This is a genomic window from Methylomonas sp. MS20 (assembly GCF_050275925.1).
Lineage (GTDB): Bacteria > Pseudomonadota > Gammaproteobacteria > Methylococcales > Methylomonadaceae > Methylomonas > Methylomonas koyamae_A.
This window is the reverse complement of the sequence record NZ_CP189962.1, coordinates 4177832-4200156: the sequence shown is the minus strand read 5'-3', so window position 1 is coordinate 4200156 and position 22325 is coordinate 4177832. Positions and strand designations below refer to the sequence as shown.

The 22325-nt window shown below is 51.9% G+C and carries 26 protein-coding genes; 6 read left to right on the top strand and 20 right to left on the bottom strand.

Annotation, left to right across the window (positions count from 1 at the left end; genetic code table 11):
• Window positions 1–16: 16 nt before the first annotated feature.
• From ACQE3D_RS18875 to ACQE3D_RS18795, 17 genes are all read right to left on the bottom strand, one after another.
• Entirely contained in the window at window positions 17–1228 is a 1212-nt protein-coding gene (locus ACQE3D_RS18875; RefSeq protein WP_313729508.1) for a TrbC family F-type conjugative pilus assembly protein, read from the bottom strand.
• A complete protein-coding gene (gene lepB, locus ACQE3D_RS18870; RefSeq protein WP_313729509.1) occupies window positions 1215–1805 on the bottom strand; it encodes a signal peptidase I in 591 nt (196 codons plus the stop codon). Before lepB ends, ACQE3D_RS18875 begins: the two co-directional genes overlap by 14 nt.
• Window positions 1783–2100, bottom strand: coding sequence for a hypothetical protein (locus ACQE3D_RS18865; protein WP_313729510.1), 318 nt, complete (start codon window positions 2098–2100; stop codon window positions 1783–1785). Before ACQE3D_RS18865 ends, lepB begins: the two co-directional genes overlap by 23 nt.
• Entirely contained in the window at window positions 2090–4504 is a 2415-nt protein-coding gene (gene traC, locus ACQE3D_RS18860; protein ID WP_313729511.1) for a type IV secretion system protein TraC, read from the bottom strand. Before traC ends, ACQE3D_RS18865 begins: the two co-directional genes overlap by 11 nt.
• Entirely contained in the window at window positions 4501–4755 is a 255-nt protein-coding gene (locus ACQE3D_RS18855; protein ID WP_313729512.1) for an RRXRR domain-containing protein, read from the bottom strand. Before ACQE3D_RS18855 ends, traC begins: the two co-directional genes overlap by 4 nt.
• An 11-nt stretch (window positions 4756–4766) precedes the next feature.
• On the bottom strand, window positions 4767–5066 hold the full coding sequence (gene traA, locus ACQE3D_RS18850) for a TraA family conjugative transfer protein (RefSeq protein ID WP_313729513.1): 300 nt from the start codon (window positions 5064–5066) through the stop codon (window positions 4767–4769).
• Between the two features lie 131 nt (window positions 5067–5197).
• Entirely contained in the window at window positions 5198–5704 is a 507-nt protein-coding gene (locus tag ACQE3D_RS18845) for a TraV family lipoprotein (RefSeq protein ID WP_313730259.1), read from the bottom strand.
• Between the two features lie 5 nt (window positions 5705–5709).
• Entirely contained in the window at window positions 5710–6534 is an 825-nt protein-coding gene (locus ACQE3D_RS18840) for a DsbC family protein (RefSeq protein WP_313729514.1), read from the bottom strand.
• Window positions 6535–6561: 27 nt separating this feature from the next.
• A complete protein-coding gene (locus ACQE3D_RS18835; protein WP_313729515.1) occupies window positions 6562–7941 on the bottom strand; it encodes a TraB/VirB10 family protein in 1380 nt (459 codons plus the stop codon).
• Complete coding sequence (locus tag ACQE3D_RS18830) at window positions 7941–8912, bottom strand: TraK domain-containing protein (protein WP_313729516.1); 972 nt, start codon at window positions 8910–8912, stop codon at window positions 7941–7943. Before ACQE3D_RS18830 ends, ACQE3D_RS18835 begins: the two co-directional genes overlap by 1 nt.
• Window positions 8909–9520 (bottom strand): TraE/TraK family type IV conjugative transfer system protein, encoded by a 612-nt coding sequence (locus tag ACQE3D_RS18825; RefSeq protein WP_313729517.1) that lies wholly within the window; start codon window positions 9518–9520, stop codon window positions 8909–8911. The genes ACQE3D_RS18830 and ACQE3D_RS18825 overlap by 4 nt, the downstream gene beginning before the upstream one ends.
• Window positions 9517–9798, bottom strand: a complete 282-nt coding sequence (gene traL / locus ACQE3D_RS18820) for a type IV conjugative transfer system protein TraL (RefSeq protein WP_192391924.1) — start codon at window positions 9796–9798, stop codon at window positions 9517–9519. The genes ACQE3D_RS18825 and traL overlap by 4 nt, the downstream gene beginning before the upstream one ends.
• A gap of 457 nt (window positions 9799–10255) precedes the next feature.
• A complete protein-coding gene (locus tag ACQE3D_RS18815; protein ID WP_313729518.1) occupies window positions 10256–10564 on the bottom strand; it encodes an integration host factor subunit beta in 309 nt (102 codons plus the stop codon).
• 56 nt (window positions 10565–10620) lie between these two features.
• Window positions 10621–11169 carry a hypothetical protein gene (locus ACQE3D_RS18810; protein WP_313729519.1) on the bottom strand — a complete coding sequence of 183 codons (549 nt, stop codon included), beginning with the start codon at window positions 11167–11169 and terminating at the stop codon, window positions 10621–10623.
• A 295-nt stretch (window positions 11170–11464) separates the two neighbouring features.
• Window positions 11465–11692, bottom strand: coding sequence for a hypothetical protein (locus ACQE3D_RS18805; protein ID WP_054758235.1), 228 nt, complete (start codon window positions 11690–11692; stop codon window positions 11465–11467).
• Window positions 11689–11958, bottom strand: a complete 270-nt coding sequence (locus tag ACQE3D_RS18800; protein WP_026600320.1) for a helix-turn-helix domain-containing protein — start codon at window positions 11956–11958, stop codon at window positions 11689–11691. Before ACQE3D_RS18800 ends, ACQE3D_RS18805 begins: the two co-directional genes overlap by 4 nt.
• Window positions 11959–12103: 145 nt before the next feature.
• The gene (locus ACQE3D_RS18795) at window positions 12104–12505 is read right to left on the bottom strand and encodes a DNA/RNA non-specific endonuclease (protein ID WP_313729520.1); all 402 of its coding nucleotides are present in this window, start codon (window positions 12503–12505) and stop codon (window positions 12104–12106) included.
• Window positions 12506–12578: 73 nt separating this feature from the next.
• Here ACQE3D_RS18795 and ACQE3D_RS18790 point away from each other — a divergent pair.
• A protein-coding gene (locus ACQE3D_RS18790; RefSeq protein WP_409521109.1) for an IS3 family transposase occupies window positions 12579–13750 on the top strand; the annotation gives its coding sequence in 2 pieces (ribosomal slippage) (window positions 12579–12834 and window positions 12834–13750; 1173 coding nt in all).
• On the opposite strand, the gene ACQE3D_RS18785 is transcribed toward ACQE3D_RS18790, so the two are convergent.
• The gene (locus ACQE3D_RS18785) at window positions 13747–14253 is read right to left on the bottom strand and encodes a YHYH domain-containing protein (protein WP_313729522.1); all 507 of its coding nucleotides are present in this window, start codon (window positions 14251–14253) and stop codon (window positions 13747–13749) included. The two genes, ACQE3D_RS18790 and ACQE3D_RS18785, sit on opposite strands and share 4 nt — an antisense overlap.
• Window positions 14254–14277: 24 nt before the next feature.
• Window positions 14278–14511 carry a DUF6794 domain-containing protein gene (locus tag ACQE3D_RS18780; RefSeq protein ID WP_313729523.1) on the bottom strand — a complete coding sequence of 78 codons (234 nt, stop codon included), beginning with the start codon at window positions 14509–14511 and terminating at the stop codon, window positions 14278–14280.
• Between the two features lie 219 nt (window positions 14512–14730).
• On the opposite strand from ACQE3D_RS18780, the gene yfbR reads away from it, so the two are divergent.
• The gene (gene yfbR / locus ACQE3D_RS18775; RefSeq protein WP_313729524.1) at window positions 14731–15333 is read left to right on the top strand and encodes a 5'-deoxynucleotidase; all 603 of its coding nucleotides are present in this window, start codon (window positions 14731–14733) and stop codon (window positions 15331–15333) included.
• A 14-nt stretch (window positions 15334–15347) separates the two neighbouring features.
• Window positions 15348–17546 carry an SF1B family DNA helicase RecD2 gene (recD2, locus tag ACQE3D_RS18770; protein ID WP_313729525.1) on the top strand — a complete coding sequence of 733 codons (2199 nt, stop codon included), beginning with the start codon at window positions 15348–15350 and terminating at the stop codon, window positions 17544–17546.
• A gap of 206 nt (window positions 17547–17752) precedes the next feature.
• Here recD2 and ACQE3D_RS18765 read toward each other — a convergent pair whose 3' ends face one another.
• Window positions 17753–18640, bottom strand: a complete 888-nt coding sequence (locus tag ACQE3D_RS18765) for a LysR family transcriptional regulator (protein ID WP_313729526.1) — start codon at window positions 18638–18640, stop codon at window positions 17753–17755.
• 192 nt (window positions 18641–18832) lie between these two features.
• On the opposite strand from ACQE3D_RS18765, the gene ACQE3D_RS18760 reads away from it, so the two are divergent.
• From ACQE3D_RS18760 to ACQE3D_RS18750, 3 genes are all read left to right on the top strand, one after another.
• The gene (locus tag ACQE3D_RS18760; protein ID WP_255188819.1) at window positions 18833–19639 is read left to right on the top strand and encodes a class I SAM-dependent methyltransferase; all 807 of its coding nucleotides are present in this window, start codon (window positions 18833–18835) and stop codon (window positions 19637–19639) included.
• A 66-nt stretch (window positions 19640–19705) separates the two neighbouring features.
• Entirely contained in the window at window positions 19706–20779 is a 1074-nt protein-coding gene (locus ACQE3D_RS18755; protein ID WP_313729528.1) for a class I SAM-dependent methyltransferase, read from the top strand.
• Between the two features lie 108 nt (window positions 20780–20887).
• Window positions 20888–21952 carry a TolB family protein gene (locus ACQE3D_RS18750; protein ID WP_427551198.1) on the top strand — a complete coding sequence of 355 codons (1065 nt, stop codon included), beginning with the start codon at window positions 20888–20890 and terminating at the stop codon, window positions 21950–21952.
• Window positions 21953–22325: the final 373 nt, after the last annotated feature.

Sequence of the window (22325 nt, the reverse complement as noted above, 5' to 3'; positions counted from 1 at the left end):
GTCCGCTGTAATCGCTTCATGATTTGGCTCCCATTGTTGAAACAGGTAGCTTGCGTTCGCGAACCAGTAGACGGTTACCGGATTGTTCGACGATAGCGGGCACATGCTGCAATTGAAAACGGCTTCGTACATCCGGCGTCAATAAATACACCGGTGCCTGTAGCGCGGTTTCCAAATGCTTTAAGCTGTCCCACCCGTCTTGACGCGGCAATTGCGTTGACAGATGCATCACGCGGGCCTGTTTGTCTTGGCAGGACTGATGTCGAATCAGTTCGACTTGAGCCGGGACCGTGGCATCGAACACCTTCAGGCATAAGCCAAACGGCATCTTGTCCAACGGATTGACGGTTTGTCCGGCTCGGATGATCAATTGACCATTCGGTGCCGTTAGATCGCGCGGGGCGGTGATGGTCAGATCCACGCTCCGATCACGATCTTCCTGAGTCACCGGCAACGCTTCAAATTTCTGCTGTGCCCAAAACCGGGCGATGGCCTGTTGCTGCTTTTGTTTCCAGTCGATGGCCGCCATCCGGCGTTTGAGTTCTTCGAGCAAGTCGATTTCGGCAATTTCGCCGACATCGCCCAAGGTTCCCAAATCACCCTGTTTGCCGGCTTTGATCTGCTCGTCCAACCATGACAGACTGCTGACACCTCGAACGTGTAAACGGGTTTTACCGTCCTGTTCGACGACGATGTCAGGCACCGATGAAACTGACCAGCGTTGAAAACGGGTTGGATCAATCACGATGTTGGGCAGTGGATCAATACCTTTCAGCAAGCGTTTGAGGTCAGCCATCAGTGCCGGCAGTTTTTGGCCGGGCTTGGGGCCGCGAAACACCAGCAACACATCGTCCCGACCTGCCGCCTCTTCAAAGATACCTTTCAGCGTGGACTCACCCAGTGAAAACGAGACGAACAACAGCGTGATTGGTTTGTTCGAAGGCGTTGTCGGAAGACCACTTGCCACCGTGGTCGAGCGTGTCGATAGCGCCTCTGCTTGGATCGCTTTCGAGGCGTCCAACACTTGTTGCGCATGGCGTTTCACGTCCAACTGTTCAGATTGGCCATTCAACCAGTCTGGGCGAGGCTGGCCTTCCAAGGCTTGCATTATGGCTTGAGAGCGTTGCAGCCAAGCTTCCTCTGCCTGAACCGTATGCACACTGAACCAACAGAACAAACAGACCACCGATTGCTGCCAAGGAAATTTATGGGGCTCAAAACAACGCATAGGCCCGTCCAATCACTTGATGATCGTAGACATAGCCCCAGTAACGCGAATCGAAGCTTTTGTCGGTTTGTCCGGTTACCCAATAGGCGGCCGGTGGAATGGTTTCATGACGTTTGAATTGGGTCGCAGGCATTTTGAGTTTCTCCGTCAAAGGCAGCCCGTCGATAACCCGTTCACCGTTGACCGTGGTGTGCTGCGGATCGACGTGAATGGTGTCGCCGGTTACCCCGGCGGCGATTTTGACGATGATTTGGCCGTCTTTGAAAAAAGGCGCCATGCGCTCGGCGCGAAAGGCAATCAAATCGCCGCGCCAGATGTCCTTGTTGTGCGTGTCGATCAGGTAAATCCATTTGTCCGGCAGGCAGCGATCGACCTGATCATCGCCGCCAATTAAAAATCGTTGACCGATATAGCGTTCAACGGCCAACACCAGCAATAAAATCGGTAAAGCTTTCACGATGAACCGCAGTAATGCCGCTCGGGTTTGATAGGGTTTCTGCTTGGTCGTGGTTGTCCTGGTGATAGCGATGTTGGAATGATTTGACCGCATAGTCTTACCGGGTTTGATGCTGAACATAGACATCCTCCGGTGCAGCCACCACTGCCGTTGAATCAATGACCAGATAACCCGCATCGCTGAGTTTCTTGGCCTGCCCCTGCCAGTCATCGACGATTTTGGCCATGTGTTCCTGGCTGGCATTGGGCGGTATCGACTGAATCAGCTTGGCCCGGTCAAGTACAAACACCGGTGTGACCATATTTAATCGAGCGATGGGCTGTTGTAATTGTTGTTGCGCAGCCAGCCAACCACCAATCCCGCCCAGACAAGCAGCAATTAGAGCGGTACTGAGCCATTGCGATTTAGGATCCATAAGCACTCTCCCTGGCTTTGCTGCTGCGACTGTCGATGAGCTGTTGAATGGCATCACCCAGACTCAAACCTTGCCGGCGCAAATTCTTCAAGGCATTGACGTCTTCGGGCTTGGTGGAGAACAGAATGCGTTTGTAGGGATCGACGATCAGGCGGCCGATACCGGAACCCATTTCGGTGATGAAGAAGATTTCTGAATACGCACCGGGCAAGGTATGCACAGTTTTGAGCAACTCGTAGCCACCGTCTGATAACGGCAGGCGACGATCCTGCTTCATGCCTTCGATGACTTCGGCTTTTTGACCGAGCAAATACATATTGGCCGAGTTCTCGACGATGGCGCGGCCCGCGGCATTGCGGTACAAGTCGTTGACCGACTGAGTAATGGTGACGGCGGCGCCGCCGTATTTGCGAAACCGCCGATAGCCGTGTTCCATGAACTTGGCGACATCGCCTTCGGTGAGCAAATCCCAGGCTTCGTCGATGATCACGATCTTGGGCCTGTTGCGTTCACCGAGATACATTTCCTGCTGGATCTGGTAAATCAGCTGCAGCAAGACCACCTGCTGCAGATGCTTGCGGCCTTTGAGTTCTTCCAGTTCCAGCACGGTAAAGTCATTGGTGAATTTGGCGTTGTTGCGGCCATTGAAGTAGCGACCGTATTCGCCGCGGGTAGTAAACGGAAACAACTGCTCGCCGACATCCTTCAAGCGTTGATCGGTTTCGGTACACAGACATTTTGCAATGTCGTCCACGGACATGGCCTGCGCTTTATCCGTCCAGAGTTGCTTCAAAATTCGTTTCAGACCTGCTGTTTGGAAATCGGTCAATTTCTCGGTCGGTGCCGCCATTTGGCTGACCAATCCCGCTAACATATCGGCTTCCTCCTCGAAGTTCTGCACGATCTCGAAGGGGTTCATGCAGATGCCTGATCCGTGGGTGAACTTGACGAAATCGCCTTCCAGCACCTCGCAGAGGTTTTCATACGAGCGGCCGACATCGATCGCCCATATTTGCGCGCCTTCGGTCAGATAACTGACGATGATCTCGTTGGTCAGAAAGGATTTGCCTTTGCCGGATTCTGCGGCGATACACAGGTTGTAATTGCCGGTGGTATCGAACAACGACACCGCCATGTGTTCGCCGTTACGCGAAACAAAGTTCAATGTCGGCGTACCGGTGCCGGCCCAGTCACCGAATAGCGGTAACAACGGAATGGCATGGCGGGTGGCCAGAGTACGGTAGCGTTTCAGATCGGCAATCGCCGAACGCTCAGGCCCAAACGGCAAACAGTTCAGAAAAAACGGCAGGCAGAAATACTTGTCTTCCAACAGCTGAAAACCCAGCTCCCGGAAATACACCCGCGCATTGGACACGGTTGCGGCTTCTTCCTGTTCGTCGCAAAACAGTAACACCCCGAAATAGGCCCTGATTGGCCGGTCGCCGTCCCGGTAGGCATCGAACAACACGTCGAAATGGTGTTTACGCTGCACCAACACTGGCAAAAACCGGGCAATCGGCGTATTGACCTGGTTGGTGATGAATTGCCTAACGCCTTCCTGACGGGTGCGGGTCGATTCGGCATCCGGGTAATGCAGGGTCAGACTGAGCAAAGCATTCTGGCGAATGCCGCGAGTACCGGACAAAATGTCGCCCAGATAGCTTTTGGCGCTGCCGAAGTAAAAATGATCGGGGGTGCGTTTGGCGGACAAGGTCTTGACGCGCTTACTCCCGAGCCACAGGCCTTTTTCATCGAGCTCGAGCGCGTTATCGTAATCCAGCAATTGATCGCGGATCAGTTGGGTCGGATCGCATTCGGGTACCACCCGATCTTTCCAGCCGGCATCGGGCTGCCAGTTGAGAATCGTGTTCAGAATACGCACATACTGATCGGCGCCCAATAGTTCCGGATACATGCCGATGGTCGACAGCGATTGCTGGGTGGCCATTTGCAATTCGCTGGCACGACGGATGTCTTGTTCACTGGGTCTTGGATAGGCCATCGGCAATTTGACCGTGACCAGAATATGACTGCGCCGCAGGCGTGCTCCGGAAATCGCTTCAGGCGGTTTGGTGGTGCCTTGCCGCAAGAACTCGATACTAGCCTGGGTCATGGTTTTATAGGTCTGCTTTTGCTGTTTCAGACGCCGCGTTTGCATGATCGCCAGCGACTCTTCGATGTCCGGCGACGTCCACAGTGATACTTGCAATAGCGTTTCGGGCGGCCAGTCCTGGTTCAGTAATACATTGACCCGCGCGGAGACGCTGGCATCGGCGCCGGTCATCGGCCGGCACAAAAAGCCAAAGCCAAGGCTGCTATCGGCCATCAAGAACAGGTGATGGTCATATTCATAAGCCAGTACCGTGAATAACTGATCGGCACGGGGGCGTTGGGCGGTGGTCATAACAGGAAATCCTCTTCGGAAAACAGCAGCACTTCGACTGGACATTCCGGATCGAGACGAATCGTAAAGGGATGCCGGCACACCAGCGACACCCGGTGGTTACGTTTCAGCTGCCGGGCTCTGGCCGGATGGCAGGGGTTTATGGGCTGGCCATTGGCGTCTTGAACCCTAACGGTCCGCTTATCCTTAGCCAACGAGCCAGGGCGGCGGTTGCCCGCCGCAGTCTCGGTATCAAGTGTTGAACCGGTCATCGTGGTAAGGCCTAAATCGTGGCGGTCACGATGTTGGTGATAATGGTCGGTGCCGCAAATAAGCCGACACCACTGGCAATGCCAAGCACAAAGCCCATGATGCTGCCGCGCACGACACCGGCGACCAAGCCGACGATGACGAACACGATGGCGATGATGCGGCCGAGCAAACCCTCCACCCAGCCAGTCAGCAAGGTCCAGACAGTGTTGAACTCGGTACCGCCGGTACCGGCCATGGCGTCATTGGCCATCAGCATAAAAAATAACGATCCCAGAGTGACCAAGACCCCGTTTCGAAAGGATGTTTTCATCAAAGATGTCCTCGTTATGGTTAAAAGACGGTTGCCCGTCGAATCTCGGACGGTTAGTCCGGCAGGGTTTAAGCGGTTGCCCGCTCACTCTCGCAAGGGGTGTGGGACCTGCGGTTAAATGGGTTGACCCATCAAGGCAATGGCTTGCCCAGTCGGGATGACGGGCTGTCGTCATCATTTGCGTCAACAGTCGGTGGTTTCTCGGGCGGACGTTGCTCGACTTGCAGCGGGATCAACGAAGAACTGGCTGTCGGTGCCGCCTTGCCGATCATCCAGCGCCGGGGTTCCAGTTCGGTGTAGATGTAATTGGAGACCATCAAATCGCCGTCGGCATCTTCCCAAGGCGCAATCCAGATGCGCATGACCTGTGAGGGCGTGCGTATCGGCGTGGGATCTTCGATCTTGGGTACGGGTTGTTGTAACGGCGGTGCGATTGTCGGAGATGAGGTCGACTCTAATCCCTGGCTATTTTCCGGGAGCGCTTCCGTTATTGCCGTATTGGTGACCTGGTAAGCCTGCGTCGTCGACAGACAGCTGGGTTCGTCCGGCATGCCTTTACAGCCGTATTCGGTGGTGGCGCAACCGGTGGTTAACACCATCAGCAACAGGCCGATGAAAGTCAGGGAATGTGGGTGCATGGGTTTCAAGGCTGTTTCTCCGGTGCATTAGCGTTTTGGGCGTTTGTAGCGGGCGTCGTTGCCAAACTGGGCGATGGTTTCGGTTTGTCGGCCAACCAATCGGCTAACACCTCGGGTGCGCCACTGTGGGTGCGGCCGTCAGGAGCAATCAGAAATGGCACACCCTTCAAATCGAATAACTTGGCGGTGACCACGGCTTTTTGCAGTGGCTCTTTGTTGCACTGAGTGGGTGGTTCGGTCGGCAAGCCGGCGTAATCCTGTTTTAACAGTCGGTTGCGTACGGTGTCTTTAGCTTTTGTCTCGTTGGTTTCCAACTGACACGCCAGTTGCACGACGATGTTTTGCGATTCGGGGCCGAGGATGGGGACCATCACCAGTTTGAAGGTGTACTGGTCTTGCAAGGCTTGCAGGTCTTTCATGACTTTGCCGCAATATGGGCAGCGCGGATCGATGAACACCAGCACTTGGGCTTTTCCGTGACCGACAGTCACGGCGCCAAGGTCGTCGGCCTTGAGTTTCATCCGCGACAGATTGATGCGGTTGGCGATTTTGTCGATATCCGCCAATTCCTTAATCTCCTGCTGAGTCCAGATGTCCATCAATTTGCCGCCGTAGAAAGCAAAGCGGCCATTACTGGATATAAACACGGTTTGCTCGCCGGACTTGACCATCTTGAGGCCCGAGATCGGCAAGTCCTGCATGCCGTCGATTTTGATCGAGAGCAAACCGGCGGCAATATCCGAGACCGCAGGCTTTTGCGGATTGGCGGCCAGGGCGATGGATGTACCGAGTAGCGTGGCTATCAATAAAGAAATTTGGCGTAGCGTCATAACGACCTTTGGGTTTCAGTTAATGAATCAGCTCAGTGACTTCAGCTTCAATGCCGTGCCTTTTTGCACGATGAAGTTAACCTGGCGGGTGGCATCGACTTCGATGACCGGGTAAATCTCTTCGGCCATGTCCATGTAAAAATGCGACAGGCGTTCCATCGCGTAGCCCGCGCCTTTCAATGCGCCGCCTTCCATCGACTGCGAGGAAAAGGCGCTTTGGAAGGGTGTGGTACCGGATAGCGCACCCAGACCACCGGTCATCAGGACGGGAATCTGGTTACGGCCGAAGGCATCGGAAAAGCCGCGTAAAAAGCCAGCCATCATCGATTGGGCAAGCAGCGCACCCTGTTTGGATACCACCCGACCACGAACACCGTTTTTGCCATCTTCGCCTGTGGCATAGGCATTCATCGGCACTTCAATCACGCCACCGTTCTGGCGGACACAGGAAAAGGTCTCGCCACGAAAATACGCACGCTCGGCACTCAACTCGCCGAAGCCCGCGGCCAACAGAAAGCACTCGCGCACATCGGCATGGAAACGGTTGGGCAAAATGGCTTCCTTCTTGATCCGGAACAGCACCGGCATGGGTTCTTTCTTGGCTTTGCGACCAGTCGGGGCATCCAGACCATTCAGCAAGACACCGGTCAAAATGCTGCCCGCCGGGATGAAGACATCACTATTGGCGTGGCCTTGCTGCGACTGGCCGTGAGCATTGGTCGCCGCCGTGTCTTTATCTTTACCGTTGGAGTACTCAGCGCCTTCTTGGATGACGCGAATCTGCATTGCCACCGGCGCCTGGCTGTTGGCTCGTCCTCCAGAGACCCCAGCATTGCCAGATGTCGGTCCTGGAATAGCCGCTTGCTCGAAGAGGCGGTTGAGATCGTCTTGGCTGTTATCGAACGGCGCGTTGGTCAGGCGGCGGTTTGATGGTCTTCCGGGTACCGGCTGATCCAATGGTGCTTGGTTGTTGTCGCCTGGGGTGCCGGTCGTTGACGGTGTGGACGCTTTGTTCTTCAACGACTCGACTTCACCGGTCACCGCTTGCAGTTTGGCTTCATAGGCTTCGCGCTCCGCGGTAGTCCATTGTTTGAAACGGATTTCGTCGGATTGCTGCTCGCGCCTTTGTTGTTCTTCGATGGCAGCCAATCGGCGGGCTTGTTCGTCGTTCTTCTGCAGCAGATCGCGCAACTGCGCGGAAATGCCGTCGATGCCGAGCGATCGGGGATCGCTATCGGTCAGGATGTGTTGGATGGTGGCCTGTTTGCTGAGCGGCTTGCTGACTTCCGGGGTGACGGTGGCTAACGCGATGATGATGGCCAATGCCACGGTACCAATGCTGCCAACAGCTAAATTGCGTTTGGCTGCCGGACTCAAGCGTGTCCACCAGGTATCGACGACCGCCATTACCGTTGCCCTCCGCTCAATAATGAAGGACGCAAACTGACTGACGCCTCTGGTGATTGTCGGACCACGACATACAACTCGGTGGCTTCATGGGGTTTCAACACCACGTTGGGCCAAACTGAAACGGCGAGTACGTCCTGTTGCGTCGTTGCACAGCTGCGTTCGTCGAATTCGAGCATGTCGCCGCCAATATTCTTGGCAAGTCCCACCAAAATCAATCGATCCTGGCCTTCCAGAACTTGGCCGGTTTTGATCTGCACGCGGTCTTGCAGGCAGCGAATTTGCTCCTGGGGCTTGGGTTCGCGTAGCGAATAACCGGCTGGGGTCTTTTGCAAACCCAAATCCCGGAACAAGGTTTTTAGCTGGCTGATGTAGGCTTGTTCCTGTTGATTGGAAGTCCGACTCGCACTATCGGCGTGCTGCCATTGGTTCAGTAACTGGTAACTTTCCTTATCCAAATCGAGATAGATTTCCCGCGCCGGAATCCGTTTGGGGATCAGGGTGAGCGACAAGGCGATGTCCTGGTTGTCTCCGGGGGTGATGTATAAGGTGACTGGCGTTTCGTCGGCGGTGGCGACATAAACGATTTTGCCTTTGGTACTGGTAGTCGCCTGGCTGGTGGTCGTGACCACCGGATGCTCGAACGGCGTGACCAGGCGATTCAAATGGCCGACGGCAATCGGCATCAGTTCGTTGATGCCGGGTTTAACCGCGATGTGCTGTGGGCCGATGGAAGTGGCTGACACTTCGTTTGACGCTGCCGCTTGCTGTTTTGCCGCTTTCAAGACGCTGGCATCGACTGGTGGTAACTCGATGCCTAAATCCGGCTGAGACGAGGTAACCGGCTGCGATGGTGAAGATCCTTCGGCTACGGTGGTCACAGGCGGCAAGACCGTTATCGGTAAATCATCCCCGGCCCAACAGTTATGAATGAAGGTCAGTGCTAGCCAAGGGTATAGCGAATGTTTCATGGTTGAGCCTCATGCGGTTGGCCTTGGGTGGCTTTCAAACGGGCCAGGGTTCTGGGGGAATCCGGATACACGTCGATGTATTCCAGCCGGGGACGATAGTTTTTGATGGCGATGATGAATTCGTAGGTACGGATCTTTACGTCGGGTTTGGAACTGGGGCCTTGGCTTTTGAGTTCGCCGCTGACAAAGACTTTGTTGGTCTCGGCTTCGTAATCGACATGACGCGGGGTAAAACTGATCGCGACCCGGTCCATTTTGATGGCCTTGATTTGATCGCTCATGGCATCCAGTACACTGCGGTAAATATCCGGCGCCAATAAAGGCTCGACGGCGGTTTTCAGAAAATCGGCATTGGCAGGGGTGGTGTTGCCAAGCAATTCCGCTAGGAACAAGCCCCAGGACTCTTTGAACTCGCTGGATGCCTGGCTGCGCGTCACTTCGACTTCCTGCGTCAAGGTCGGTGGCACCAGGATGATGCTGCGCTCGGTCCTCCAGGCGGCCAGCGATGTGATCACGCAAATCACCAGCAAGCCAATGATAACGACGCGGCTGAACCGGTTCTCGGTCTCGTGCCCGTCCCAGGTTTGCAGAAAATCCGACCATCTCATGGCAGGAACCGGCAGATGTAAGGGTTGGGGATGGTCTGCGCGCGACTCGGCAACAAACCCAGCCAATACAGCGCATGCAAGGTATAGCCGTCAGGCCGGTTGTCGCGGAAGCGCCGGTAAAACTTGACTGCGATGAGTCCAAGCGCCAAGCCTGGAATAAATTGATCGATTAACATGCCGGTCAGCATGCTCACCATGAAGGGTACGATCTCGTCCGCACTCCACAGCAAAATGTGGATGGGATCGTCTATCGATTGGGGGATTGCAACGGGTTCCATAATGACCTCCGGTTGGGATGGTCATTATTGTGAAGGGGTATTTGAAGAGAGCTTTTGCAGCTGACGACGAATTTGACGTCAGCTGCGGAAGGTGTAGGAATTTTAATTTAATGGTTGATGCTAGGCGCTTTTTATTACCTGTGATTGTGAAAATCATCCGTGATGATTGAACAGCTTCCAATAGTTCTTGAGCAAGAGTTGTCTAAATGGAGAACCGTTAAGAATTCAAGTTCGAGAGAGATTGTGCGCCCATCTTTCCTAGAATATAGGATTCAACGGTCGGGAACGACGGGACGGATTGATGCCTCTACTAATATCGCTATCTCGTTGAGTAGGTATTTTCGAGACAGAAACATTTCTGAGCACATCGCGAGGCGATGTGAAAATTGATATGGAATTATGAAATCGCTATGCTTTGTTCTGCGCTTTTTGCTACCCATGTACAAGGCAACAGTCCCTAGTCCCTAATCAAAGGAAAACGGTCATTTGAAAGAGTTACCCTCTCGCGTAAATCCAACCCCGCTTTGAAGTGGGTTGTATGCCGAATAGGCAAACTCACTTGTTCGCCCGTTTTAGGGTTACGCCCTATGCGAGCGGCTCGCTGGATAACTGAGAATCCACCAAATCCACGAATTTCAATTCGTTCGCCTCGTGCCAGGTGATGGATCATCGCATCAATTATTACGTTAATTGCTAATTCGACATCGCGTTGCATCAAATGTGGCAATTTAAGACTGGTGCGTTCGATAAGTTCAGACTTTGTCATTCTAAGGTGTATGTCCAATCGGTGATTTGTAACAGTGGGTGTTGGTGATTAGATCATTACAGCGCTGGCAATGTCTTGCCACCCTGTTCGACGATCACGGCCTGCTTGAGCAAATCACTAGCAGCAGGATATTGATCGTACAGGCTGCCAATGGCTTGATAATAGGCCATCGTATCAAACGGTTCTGAGGCTTGTTTTCGGATCAACTCAGCTAGCCTCGACCTGAAATCCGGTGAAACGGTCACCATGCGTAGGCCTTTAACAATTTTGGTGACTGGATCCACCAAGACCAGATTAAAAGGCAAGTAACTATCACCCTCTTCAATCGACTCATCACCCGCTAGATGAATGGTAAACGCCAAATCTGACCAATCCAGAAAACCCTCGATTTTGAATAAAAACAAAATGAGTTCGGCTTTTGCGAATAACGCAAACGATGTATTCCCATTCAGAAAGGCTTGGATTTCTCGAGGGGATGCCAAAAAATTAAGCGTCAGCAAAGGCGTGCCATTGGCTAGGATTATGCTCATGCCTTCCGCGGGCATGTCATGATCAAAGCGTTCACCCACGCATAATTTCAAATATCCCATTTCGTTTATGTTCATGAGGCAGAGATAGGCTTGAGCCTATGAATAAGGGAGAGGTAATGGCTCACCTAATAGCCGCACGTTTTCATCAATATCAACGGCAACACAACGATTCGCTTGGATCGCCTCGGCTAAAGTGTATTCGTCCTGGCACAAGTAAACATTCTGTTCACAGGCTGAACAATAGCGAACGTCCTGATTGTCCGTTTGAGTCAACTCGGCCCATTTTTTATCGCATTGTTTGCCAAAAATGCAGTTTCTGATTACGCCCACTTCGAATTCCTTGAAGCAAAAAATTTGTATGTCGGTTTGTTCAGCCAGTACAGGTTTTTAGCTTGACTGAAAAATCCGCAATCCCCAGTTTGAATAATTGTTTGGCTGCCGCGTCCAAGGTTTTAAATTCCTTGGTTTCACGTTTGGTCGTTTCCAATGGTTGTCCGTTGATGACCACCATGTAACCTTGTGCCATCACGGCATAATGAACTTGGACTTGCTTCACCGCATTGGCATCAAGCAAAACCTTCACCTCGCGCTCAATCATACGCCTCCCTTGATTTTCGGTTCGCTGGGCTGAATGGGCTGTTCCCACGATTCAAATAGATCTTGTTGGTCGACCAATACCAGTAGATCACCCGGCTTTACCTGCAAATAGCGACACAACTTGGCAAGCACCTCGCGATCAAAGCTTTTTACCTGATCGTAGTAATAGCGATCTACCGTCGCCCGCGCAATGCCTGTTGCGTGACAAACATCGGCGACTTTAAGGCGTTTGGATCCAAGGATCGTTGACAGTCGACAGGTGATCATATGCCATATTGAGTGAATAATTAATCGATCTCGATGAATTTTTATAATGATAAAGCGAAGGAAAACTCATGGCAAGGATTGCTTATTAATGGCATTTTACAGGATGCTCATGACCAGCAGCCTAGCTGGTCACTCCAGGCCAGGATTAACTTTTGTTACAGCCGTATGGAATTAACCAGCTGGTGGCTGGCTTGTCATGTTTTGCATAGTCCGCAACTGGAAATTGGTCTCCAGTAAGTTTTTCCAGTTCGTCAATCGATACCAGAAAGTGATCCAGGTTGCGTTTCGTGGCCTCAGTGGAATTCGGCACTACCCAGGCAATTGCCCGTTCATCGGCGCCAGTGCCCCGTACGATCACTTTGTAAAAGTAGTCGGGGGTGCGTACGCCATGACTGGAAGCAAAAATATCGTTACTGGTATCCTGACCCCAGATAATGCCCCCTAGGATTAAGAGATCATCAATATCTCGGTAACACTCGATGATTTCCTCTGTAAGCAACCAGGCGCCTCGATTCATCTGCGACGTTTGAGGCAAGATGTTCGCCATATAGTTCTAATCCCCACCACGAATAGTGGACACTTTTGAAAGCGAGTATTCTCACCCGAAGAGAGGTACTTGCATGAGTACAAAAGACACAGTCGGCAAAGCCAGTCACATCCGGCATAGCGACGAATATAAACAAGAAAGCCTGAAGCTGGCGGCCCAAATTGGCGTTGCCAAGGCAGCAAAGCAATTGGGCTTGCACGCATCGCAACTTTACACTTGGCGCAAACAGGCTGAACACACCAAGACGGTTAGTGAACGGGAAGCCAGTCTAGCCGCCGAAAATGCCCGGCTTAAACGGCAACTGGCTCAGCAAGCTGAGGAGTTGTCGCTGTTAAAAAATGCGGCGACGTACTTCGCTCAACAGTTCAAGCGAGGTACGGCTATATGAAAAACCATCGAGCTGAGTATTCTATGACGGTGATGTGCCAGTGTTTTCAGGTTTCACGCAGTGGTTATTACGCCTGGCTAAATCGAAAGCCCAGTGCCCGGCATCAAAAGCGACAAGCCTTTGATCAACAGGTTAAAGCCCTGTTTCTTAAGCATAAACAGCGGTATGGCGCTGAACGACTTCAGCGAAAAATGCCGAAAGCATCGGGTCAGTTTTATGATCTGAAAACCATTGCCGCCAGTCTGAAACGGCAAGGCCTGGTGGCTAAGGCGGCTCGAAAGTTCAAGGCAACAACCAACAGTAAGCATAACTTGCCGGTGTTTGATAACTTGCTGCAACAGGATTTTTCAGCCACGGCGCCCAATCAAAAATGGGCGGGCGATATCACCTATCTCTGGACCGATGAAGGCTGGCTGTATCTGGCAGTCATGATTGATTTGTTTTCCCGGCAGGTCGTCGGATGGGCAATGTCTGAGCGAATGACCACTGATCTAGTCTGTGACGCACTGAAAATGGCGATTTTCAGACGCAAACGGCCTAAAGGTGTGCGGGTTCATTCAGATCGCGGCAGCCAATATTGTTCGCATGCCTACCGGCAATTATTGGAACAATATCAATTACTCGGCAGCATGAGCGCCAAGGGTAGCTGCTATGACAACGCCTGCTCCGAGAGCTTCTTCCATTCCCTCAAGGTCGAGGCCATTCATGGCGAACGATTTGAGAACCGTGAAACCATGCGCCAAACGGTGTTTGAGTATATCGAAACCGATTACAATCCGGTCAGGCTGCATTCGACCAATGGCTTTTTAAGCCCAATGGAATTTGAAACCCAGTTTTATCAATCCCTCGCTTCTTAAACTGTCCTTTTTTGACGGTGGGGATCATTCGATTGATGGATCGCATTGACCGAGTCATCTAGGTGATTTGCGGGCACTTGGTGACCGCGGTCATAGCCATTGCCATAGGGTTGGCTACTGAACTGTTGGCACGCTGCTGGTGTACCTGGATCCACCTCGAAATGATCGTAGCGCTTTACGTTGCCATTGTCTCGCTGGGCGGTATAGCGAAATCGGATAGCGGCTCGTTCTTTGCAATCAATCCAAAGGGTGAATCCTTCGTAATCAAGCTTCAGAAGCTCATTCGACTCCATGCTGGCTTGCACTTGAGCAGGTGGCTGTGCTGTTTCACTGGGTGGCACGACCGGTTCCACTTTTGCCTTGATGCGATCTTCATGGCAGTGGTATTCACTCGTCTTTCGATGGGTATGGCAACCTTCGGTATTAACCTTACCGGGGTGAGCATGCGCACCGCTCCAGCATAGAACGATAAAAAATCCAAAGGTAAGGCGTAACGCAGGCAATCTGTTAATCCGTAAAGTAGTTGTTTACTGTAGCCGTTGCCACAGAGCATGGATGATGAAAAGTGCAGCGTCATCAGGATGGGACGTGTCACATTCAATCAGTAACGGATTATCCGGATTATGAAGGTCGTAGGCATTTCGAATCGCCAGTCCAAGCCCGTAATGCAGGTCTATCAGGTTGTTCAGTTCCATTGCCGCTATTGTCAGCTGGTCCTTCTCTTCCAGAACCAGTAACAACCGAGCGACAGCTTCCGCCACAGTAACTGGTGAATGTAAAACGTCACGGTGTATTGATGACCAATTATTGCCCAATTTGATAAGCCTTTAAGTAGAACAGCGGGTTAGATGAACTAACCCTATATTTTAAACAATGTTATCCACAGAATTTGGGGATAACGATTCAGCGGCAGTAAGATTAAGGCTATTGCGCTGCGGTGTTTTAATCTGCTTTGAACAAACTTAGGATTTCTTAACCCCATGTCACCATCGATTAGTTCGAATTTTTATGCTTACCTTTCGCGCTTAAGATGGATTAAACGCTGGGGACTAAAACGCAACGCCCATGAAGAAAATGTCATGGAGCACAGCTGGGAAGTGGCTGTCATTGCCCATACCTTGGCGCTCATCAAAAACCGCTATTTTGAGGGTCAAGTCGATGCCAATTCCGTGGCAACCGCGGCCCTTTACCATGACATCACTGAAGTCATTACGGGTGATATGCCTACACCCATCAAATACCATTCATCCGCCATTCTCGGTGCCTATAAGCAAATCGAGCAGCAAGCGGAACAAGAGTTATTAAATCTGCTGCCTGAAGCATTACAACCCGATATCCGGGCTCTGATCGATCACCAGCAAATGTCTGAAGATCATCAGAAAATCATTAAAGCGGCCGACAAGATATCCGCTTACCTGAAATGCCAGGCCGAATTAAAAGCCGGCAATGCTGAATTTGAAATAGCGGCCGAACAGCTCGAACGGGATATCGAAGCAATGGATCAGCCTGAGGTCAGATTTTTTATGCTGTCCTTCGCGCCAAACTGCGGACTGACGCTCGATGACTTGATGAAAAAGCGCTAGGGATCGCGATCAGTATGGATTTCCAACCCAGCCAGTCGCATTCTGCTGACAATCCCGTCGAAAAACTGCATGGCTCCGTCGAACGCGTGACGTTCCATAGCGAGGCCTCGGGATTTTGCGTGTTACGGGTCAAGGTCAAAGGTTATCGGGAACTGATTACCGTGATCGGTTCGGCCGCCAGTGTCACGGCCGGTGAATACATCGAATGCCTGGGTTGCTGGGTTAACGATCGCCAACATGGCCAGCAATTCAAAACCATCTCGTTAAAAGTCGTGCCGCCGACCACGTTGGACGGCATCGAAAAATACCTGGGCTCCGGCATGGTCAAAGGTATCGGCCCCCATTTTGCCAAGAAGCTGGTCAAAGCCTTCGGTGAGCGGGTATTCGATGTGATTGAGCAAACACCCGAGCGTCTGTTGGAATTACCAGGAATTGGTAAGAAACGCCAGGAGCGTGTGACCAGTGCTTGGGCTGAACAGAAAGTGATTCGGGAGATCATGGTTTTTCTGCAATCCCATGGCGTCGGCACCTCGCGTTCGGTGCGCATATACAAAACCTACGGCGAGCAGGCTATCGAGAAAGTGCGCGAAAATCCCTATCGCCTGGCACTGGACATTCACGGCATCGGCTTTAAAACGGCTGACACCCTGGCCCAGAAGTTGGGCATCGGCCCGCAATCCCTATTGCGCGCCCAAGCGGGTGTCCGACATGTCTTGCAGGAATGGTCTGGCGAAGGCCACTGCGCTGCGATTCGGAGCAATCTGTGCGAAATGGCGGCGAAACTACTGGAAATTCCATTGTCGATTATCGACCAAGCCATCGCGGCGGAATTAACCGAAGGCAATTTGATCGCCGAAATCGACGGCAGTGACGAATTCATTTTCCTGACGCCTTTGCACCGCGCTGAAATAGGCTGTGCCGCCCACCTGAACCGATTAAATCAAGGCGATGCACCCTGGGGTGTAATTGACGCAGAAAAAGCCATACCCTGGGTGGAAGAGCAAACCGGCATGACCTTGTCGCAGTCGCAAGCGGCTGCCGTTCGATTGGTACTCCAGCATAAAGTCTCGGTGATCACCGGCGGCCCCGGTGTCGGTAAAACCACCCTGGTCAACAGTCTGCTTAAGATTCTTAAAGCCAAACGCGTTCGGATTGGTTTATGTGCGCCGACGGGGCGAGCGGCAAAACGTTTAACTGAATCGACCGGCATGGAAGCGAAAACGGTGCATCGATTGCTGGAGTTTGATCCGACACAGTTCGCGTTCAAGCATAACGACGAAAACCCGCTGGACCTCGATTGCTTGGTGATCGATGAGTCGTCGATGATGGACGTGGTGTTAATGAATCAGCTGTTAAAAGCCATACCGACGGAAGCTGCGGTATTGATCGTCGGTGATGTTGATCAATTACCCTCGGTCGGCCCCGGATCTGTACTGGCTGACATCATCGAATCCGGGCGAATTGCCACCGTGCGTCTGACCGAGATTTTCCGCCAGGCCAGTACCTCCAAAATCATCACTAATGCGCACCGGATTAACCACGGGCAAATGCCGGTAGTGGATAAAACTGAAAGCCTCAGCGATTTTTATTGCCTCTACGCCGAAACACCCGAGGAGATTTTCGCTAAATTGATGCACGTCGTCCTCGAACGGATTCCGCAGCGATTCCACTTTCATCCGGTCAACGACGTGCAAATTCTGACGCCCATGAATCGCGGCGGCCTGGGAGCGCGGTCCTTGAACATCGAATTGCAAGCGAGGTTAAATGGTCACAGCGAACCGAAGATTACCCGTTTCGGTAATACCTATGCGCCGGGTGATAAGGTGATTCAGCGGATCAACAACTACGACAAGGAAGTCTTCAATGGCGACATTGGCGTGATCAAAGCCATCGATCTTGAGGAAAGCCAGGTCAAGATCGTATTCGACGATAGGGAGGTCGACTACGAATTCAGCGATCTGGACGAAATTACCCTAGCTTACGCGACCAGTGTGCACAAATCGCAAGGCTCTGAATACCCCGTGGTGGTCATACCGATGGCCATGCACCATTTTATGCTGCTGGAACGCAATCTGCTGTATACCGGCGTCACGCGAGGCAAACAATTGGTCGTGGTGATTGCCCAGTCCAAAGCGCTGGCGATGGCTGTGAAAAATCAAAAATCACAGCGCAGGATCACTCATTTGGCGGCTAGACTGAACAAAAATTCGTGACGTCTATTAGCCAAAACTGTCTTGTATGAAGTCAATTACTGGGCTGTCGGCCATACTTTCCAATTTCAAGCGTTCATTTATTCGGTGTATCAGCTGAATGTCAGCTATTAGGCGAGCAAACTGATATTTTCACTGAGTCACAACGGCCAAAAGCAGGCAATGAATATCCTTAACGGAATGACCGGAATTTTACTCAAAGCTGAATTTCAACTCCATGAATTGATCTTTGGTTTACGCCCTTCCAATAAGTCGATTTCGTTAGTCAAAAATTCGACCATGCGATCTCGAAAGATACGAACTCGTGCGGTGGTACGTAAATCAACATGACTGAGAACCCATACGTCATAACCGGATTCGATATGCTCGACTGGGACACGGACCAACTCATCCGCTTCATCGGCCAGCGAACAAGGCAGCAAAGCCAAGCCCAAACCTTCCCGGCACATTTCAAACATGGCTACGCTGGAATTCGTCCGATATGCCCGTTTGAGTTTCGGAAAGTTTTTCGTTATCCAATTGGGTAAGGTGGCGCCATCACCTATCCAAGTGATGCAGGGCGGCATTTCAGTTGACAGGTTTTTCACTAATTCCGGGTGACCGTAGACAGAATAGGCAAGCCGACAGATGCGTTTGCCCACCACATTCGGCGGTGGCTCCATAATGGCGTGAATCGCAATGTCGGCCTCGCGGCCAGCTAGATTCAAGACTTCTTCGGCAGCAATCAACACGAAATCGACATCAGGATAGTCGCGTTTGAAATCGCGGATGACAGGGAATACGAATCGCTTGGCGCAAACATCGGAAACCGTCAATTTGATGACTCCCGAAACGTCTTCCGAATCGCTTTCTATTTTCCGATGAATGGCGTTGGCTTGGTTTGCCATTTCTTCGGCAAGCATAACGATCTTTTCCCCAACCGGTGTGATTAGCCAACCTTTGGCTGTTCGGTCGAACAAGGCTTTGCCTAATTGATTTTCCAGCTGAGCAATCCGGCGACTTACGGTTGATTGATTAACGCCGAGGCGTAAGCCTGCTTCGGTCACATTGCCCGAGCGGACCACTTCGATGAAATAGCGTAGATCGTCCCAATTCATGTTATGCATATTTGCAAAAGCCTTATGCTAAATTCGATATTTGCCATGCATTTTAATCGATAGCACATTACGATACAATTTATAGCTTATTTCAAAGCCATCCCAGTGATGCCGTTACTAAACATGCGGCATTCAATCATTGGTAAGGCTTTGGGTTGCAATAACATTCAGACTTAATATAGGGAATTGACTATGGCTGGTTATGTTGATGAGGTTGTCATACCGTATGACCGTGATCTTGGCCCGGTGCTGTTTGAGCATTACGGTGCCGATACCGCAAGACGCGTCGCCGAGCAAGCGCCGATGGATGTGTTGGAAATCGCCGCTGGCACCGGCATCGTGACGCGTCACTTGCGTAATTTATTGGCAAAAGAAGCACGCCTGACCGCCATCGATATTAGCGATTCGATGATGGATGTGGCGAGGCAAAAGTTTCAGCCTGGCGAACAGGTAATCTTCCAAAACGCCGATGCCACCGCGTTGCCGTTCGATGACGAAACCTTCGATGCCGTGGTCTGCCAATTCGGCATCATGTTTTTCAACCGGGACAAGGGCTTTCGCGAGGTTTACCGGACCTTGAAGCCGGGCGGCCGTTATCTGTTCCGCGTCTGGGATTCGGAACGCTATAACCCATTTGCCAGTTTGAGTTTCGAAGTTCTCAAGCAATATTTTCCGTCGGATACACCGCAGTTTCTATTCGATCCCATGTCCTGCCATCAAATCGATCCACTCAAAGAGCAGTTGATTCAGATCGGTTTCGATCCAGTCGTTATTTCCGTTCAGCGCCATGTCTATGACATTCTAGATGTGACGGCGTTTGCGCGCGCCCTGGTTTACACACCCGTTATTTTTGAAATCAAGGACCGGGGCGGCATCGATCCCGAGGACATAGTCAAGGAACTGGCTGAGGCGTTCAAAAAAGAATTCGGCTCTGGCCCGACGCGTTACCCGATGCAGGCGATTCTGTTCGAGACGGAAAAGCCCCCGCTTATAATTTAACTGGCCGCAATTTCACAACGATCAAAAGATTACTCGCAATGATCTTAACAACAGAAGGCATAAGAGATGGCAATACGTTTGACAGATATTAATGAGAACAAGCTGGAACAGTTGCAGGGAAAAGTGATGGGTGATGTGGCCGGTTCACTGGGCTTGCTGATAGCCTATATAGGCGACAAACTCGACCTGTATAGCGCCTTGGCCGAGATTACTCCCGCAACCAGCCAGGAACTGGCCGACAGCACCGGAATGGATGAACGCTATCTTCGAGAGTGGCTTTCTGCCAACGCGGCGGCGGGGTATGTGAATTACGATTCAGCAGCCGGCAGATTTTCATTATCGCCCGAACAAGCCGTCGTTTTTGCCGCCGAAGGGCATCCGGCTTGCATGCAAGGCTTCTTCCAGGCAGTCATGTCTGCCTATGTCGATGAACCCAAACTGACTGAAGTTTTCCGCTCCGGTAAGGGCTTGCCCTGGAGCGATCATAGTCCTTGTTTGTTCTGCGGCACCGAACGCTTCTTCCGGCCAATGTATGCGATGAACCTGATCGATTCATGGCTGCCCGCGCTTGATGGCGTGCGCGAAAAACTCGAGGCCGGCGCCAAAGTTGCCGATATTGGCTGCGGACATGGATCTTCGACGATCCTGATGGCCAAGGCATTCCCAAATTCGACCTTTCATGGCTTTGATTTTCACGAACCGTCGATCGAACACGCACGGGAGCGGGCTCGAGCCGAAGGCGTCGCCAGCAATACGATTTTCGAAGTCGTGACAGCGAAACACTATCCCGGGAAAAACTACGATCTTGTCACGATGTTCGATGCTCTGCACGATATGGGCGACCCTGTTGGCGCTGCACTGCATATTGCAAGCTCCTTGTCCGACAGCGGAACCTTTATGCTGGTCGAGCCCTTTGCTGGCGACAGTCTGGAAGAAAACCTGCATCCTCTGGGCCAGATTTATTATTCCTTTTCCACGATGGTCTGCGTACCCGCGTCCAAGTCTCAGGAAGTCGGTTTGGGCTTGGGCGCCCAGGCCGGTCAAAAAAAACTCACCGAAGTGCTCAATACAGGAGGCTTCAGCCGAGTAAGGCGGGCGGCAATGACACCGACCAATTTGGTGCTTGAGGCAAAAGTTTAGCTATTTGATCCCAGATCAAGATCGGAAAAATTATCGCAACCAGGTTGCTGGTTCTATTGCGTTAATTTAACAAAATTAAAAAATTCATTTTAAATGAGGGGATAGTATATGAAAGAGAACTTCCGGGTTCTAACGTCTTGTTCTGTGGGGCTGATGCTGATACTGGCGCACGGAGTTTCTAATGGGATGCCTGGCATGGATATGCCGTCCGGCGCAAGCGCCCAAGCGCCCTCGTTGGCAAAAAGCATAGGCGCTCCAATCAATTCGGATGCTGCTGAATTCGAAATGACCTACAGTGCCGACGGCAAAACCGTATTGTTCGTTTCCACACGACCGGGCGTAATCGAATCAAAAGGCAACCCTTATAGCTTCGACATCTGGATGGCGCACAACGTCAATGGCCAGTGGCAAACGCCGATTCATCTGGGACCGGGCATTGACCCTAAAGTAGGTCCGAACATCAATACCGAGGCCTGGGAACTGGAACCCAGCCTATCCGATGACGGTAACGCGATTTACTTTACACGCTATCAACCCGGTAATCTTTCGACTGGCGATCTGTATGTAGTACAGAAAATCGATGGCGTCTGGCAAACTGCCAAAACCTGGAACGAGGTGCCGGAACTGCCGCACCTTAACACGCCAACCGGTGAAGAACATTGCCCGATTATTGCCTCGGATAGTCTGATCTATTTCAGCTACCAGCAACCGGGCGTCACCCAAGATAGTGACATTTGGAAGGTCGAAAAGAAAAACGGTACCTGGCAGAAACCACAGAGCCTGGGTTCACGCGTCAACTCGCCGTACCGCGATCATTTACATTGGACTGGGCTATCGAAGGATGGCAAGAGCCTGATCATCACCAGTACCCGCACCGACATGGGTTCGCGCGGCGGACATGACGAATGGATTTCGCATCAGAATCCCAAGGGCGAGTGGCAAGAGCCGCTAAACCTTGGCGACACCGTCAATACCGCCGGTGAAGACATGTGCTGGTCGTTCACGCCGGATGGCAAGAAGTTCTTCGGCGGCTGGGGACCGCAAGGCTCCTATAACATGGACGTGCTATGGCTCAACAAAGACGATGTGCCGTTGTTGAAAAACTTCGATCCCATCGGTCCACCGCCAAATCTAATGGGCAAGACTAAGGCAAAAGCCAGCGAAATTAAGTAGTTTCGGCAGGCACCGCTATGGAAGCTTATTCTGGCTTGTCACAAGTCAGAATAAGTGCCTGGTCTTGGCAAATTTGCGACATTCAATTTGTACCAGTCAATGTCGGTTTTGGGTCGGTTTGACTCAGTGACGAAAGGCAGCTATCGGGTATTGGAATTCTATGACTGCTTACGGGCGATCAATCTGAGATGCAGACAGTCGCATGACGACCCCTTCCTGCCTGTCGCGTTTCTCCAAAGCGGCCGCTTGCGCAAACATCGTTTTTCGGGCTTCGCTTCTACGAAGCAGCCTTTCGCGGGTTCCGGCAGTCGGCCATGACCAGACCATCACCAGTTTCCCTTTAACAGCAGGTCTCCTCTTGATAACGGACATT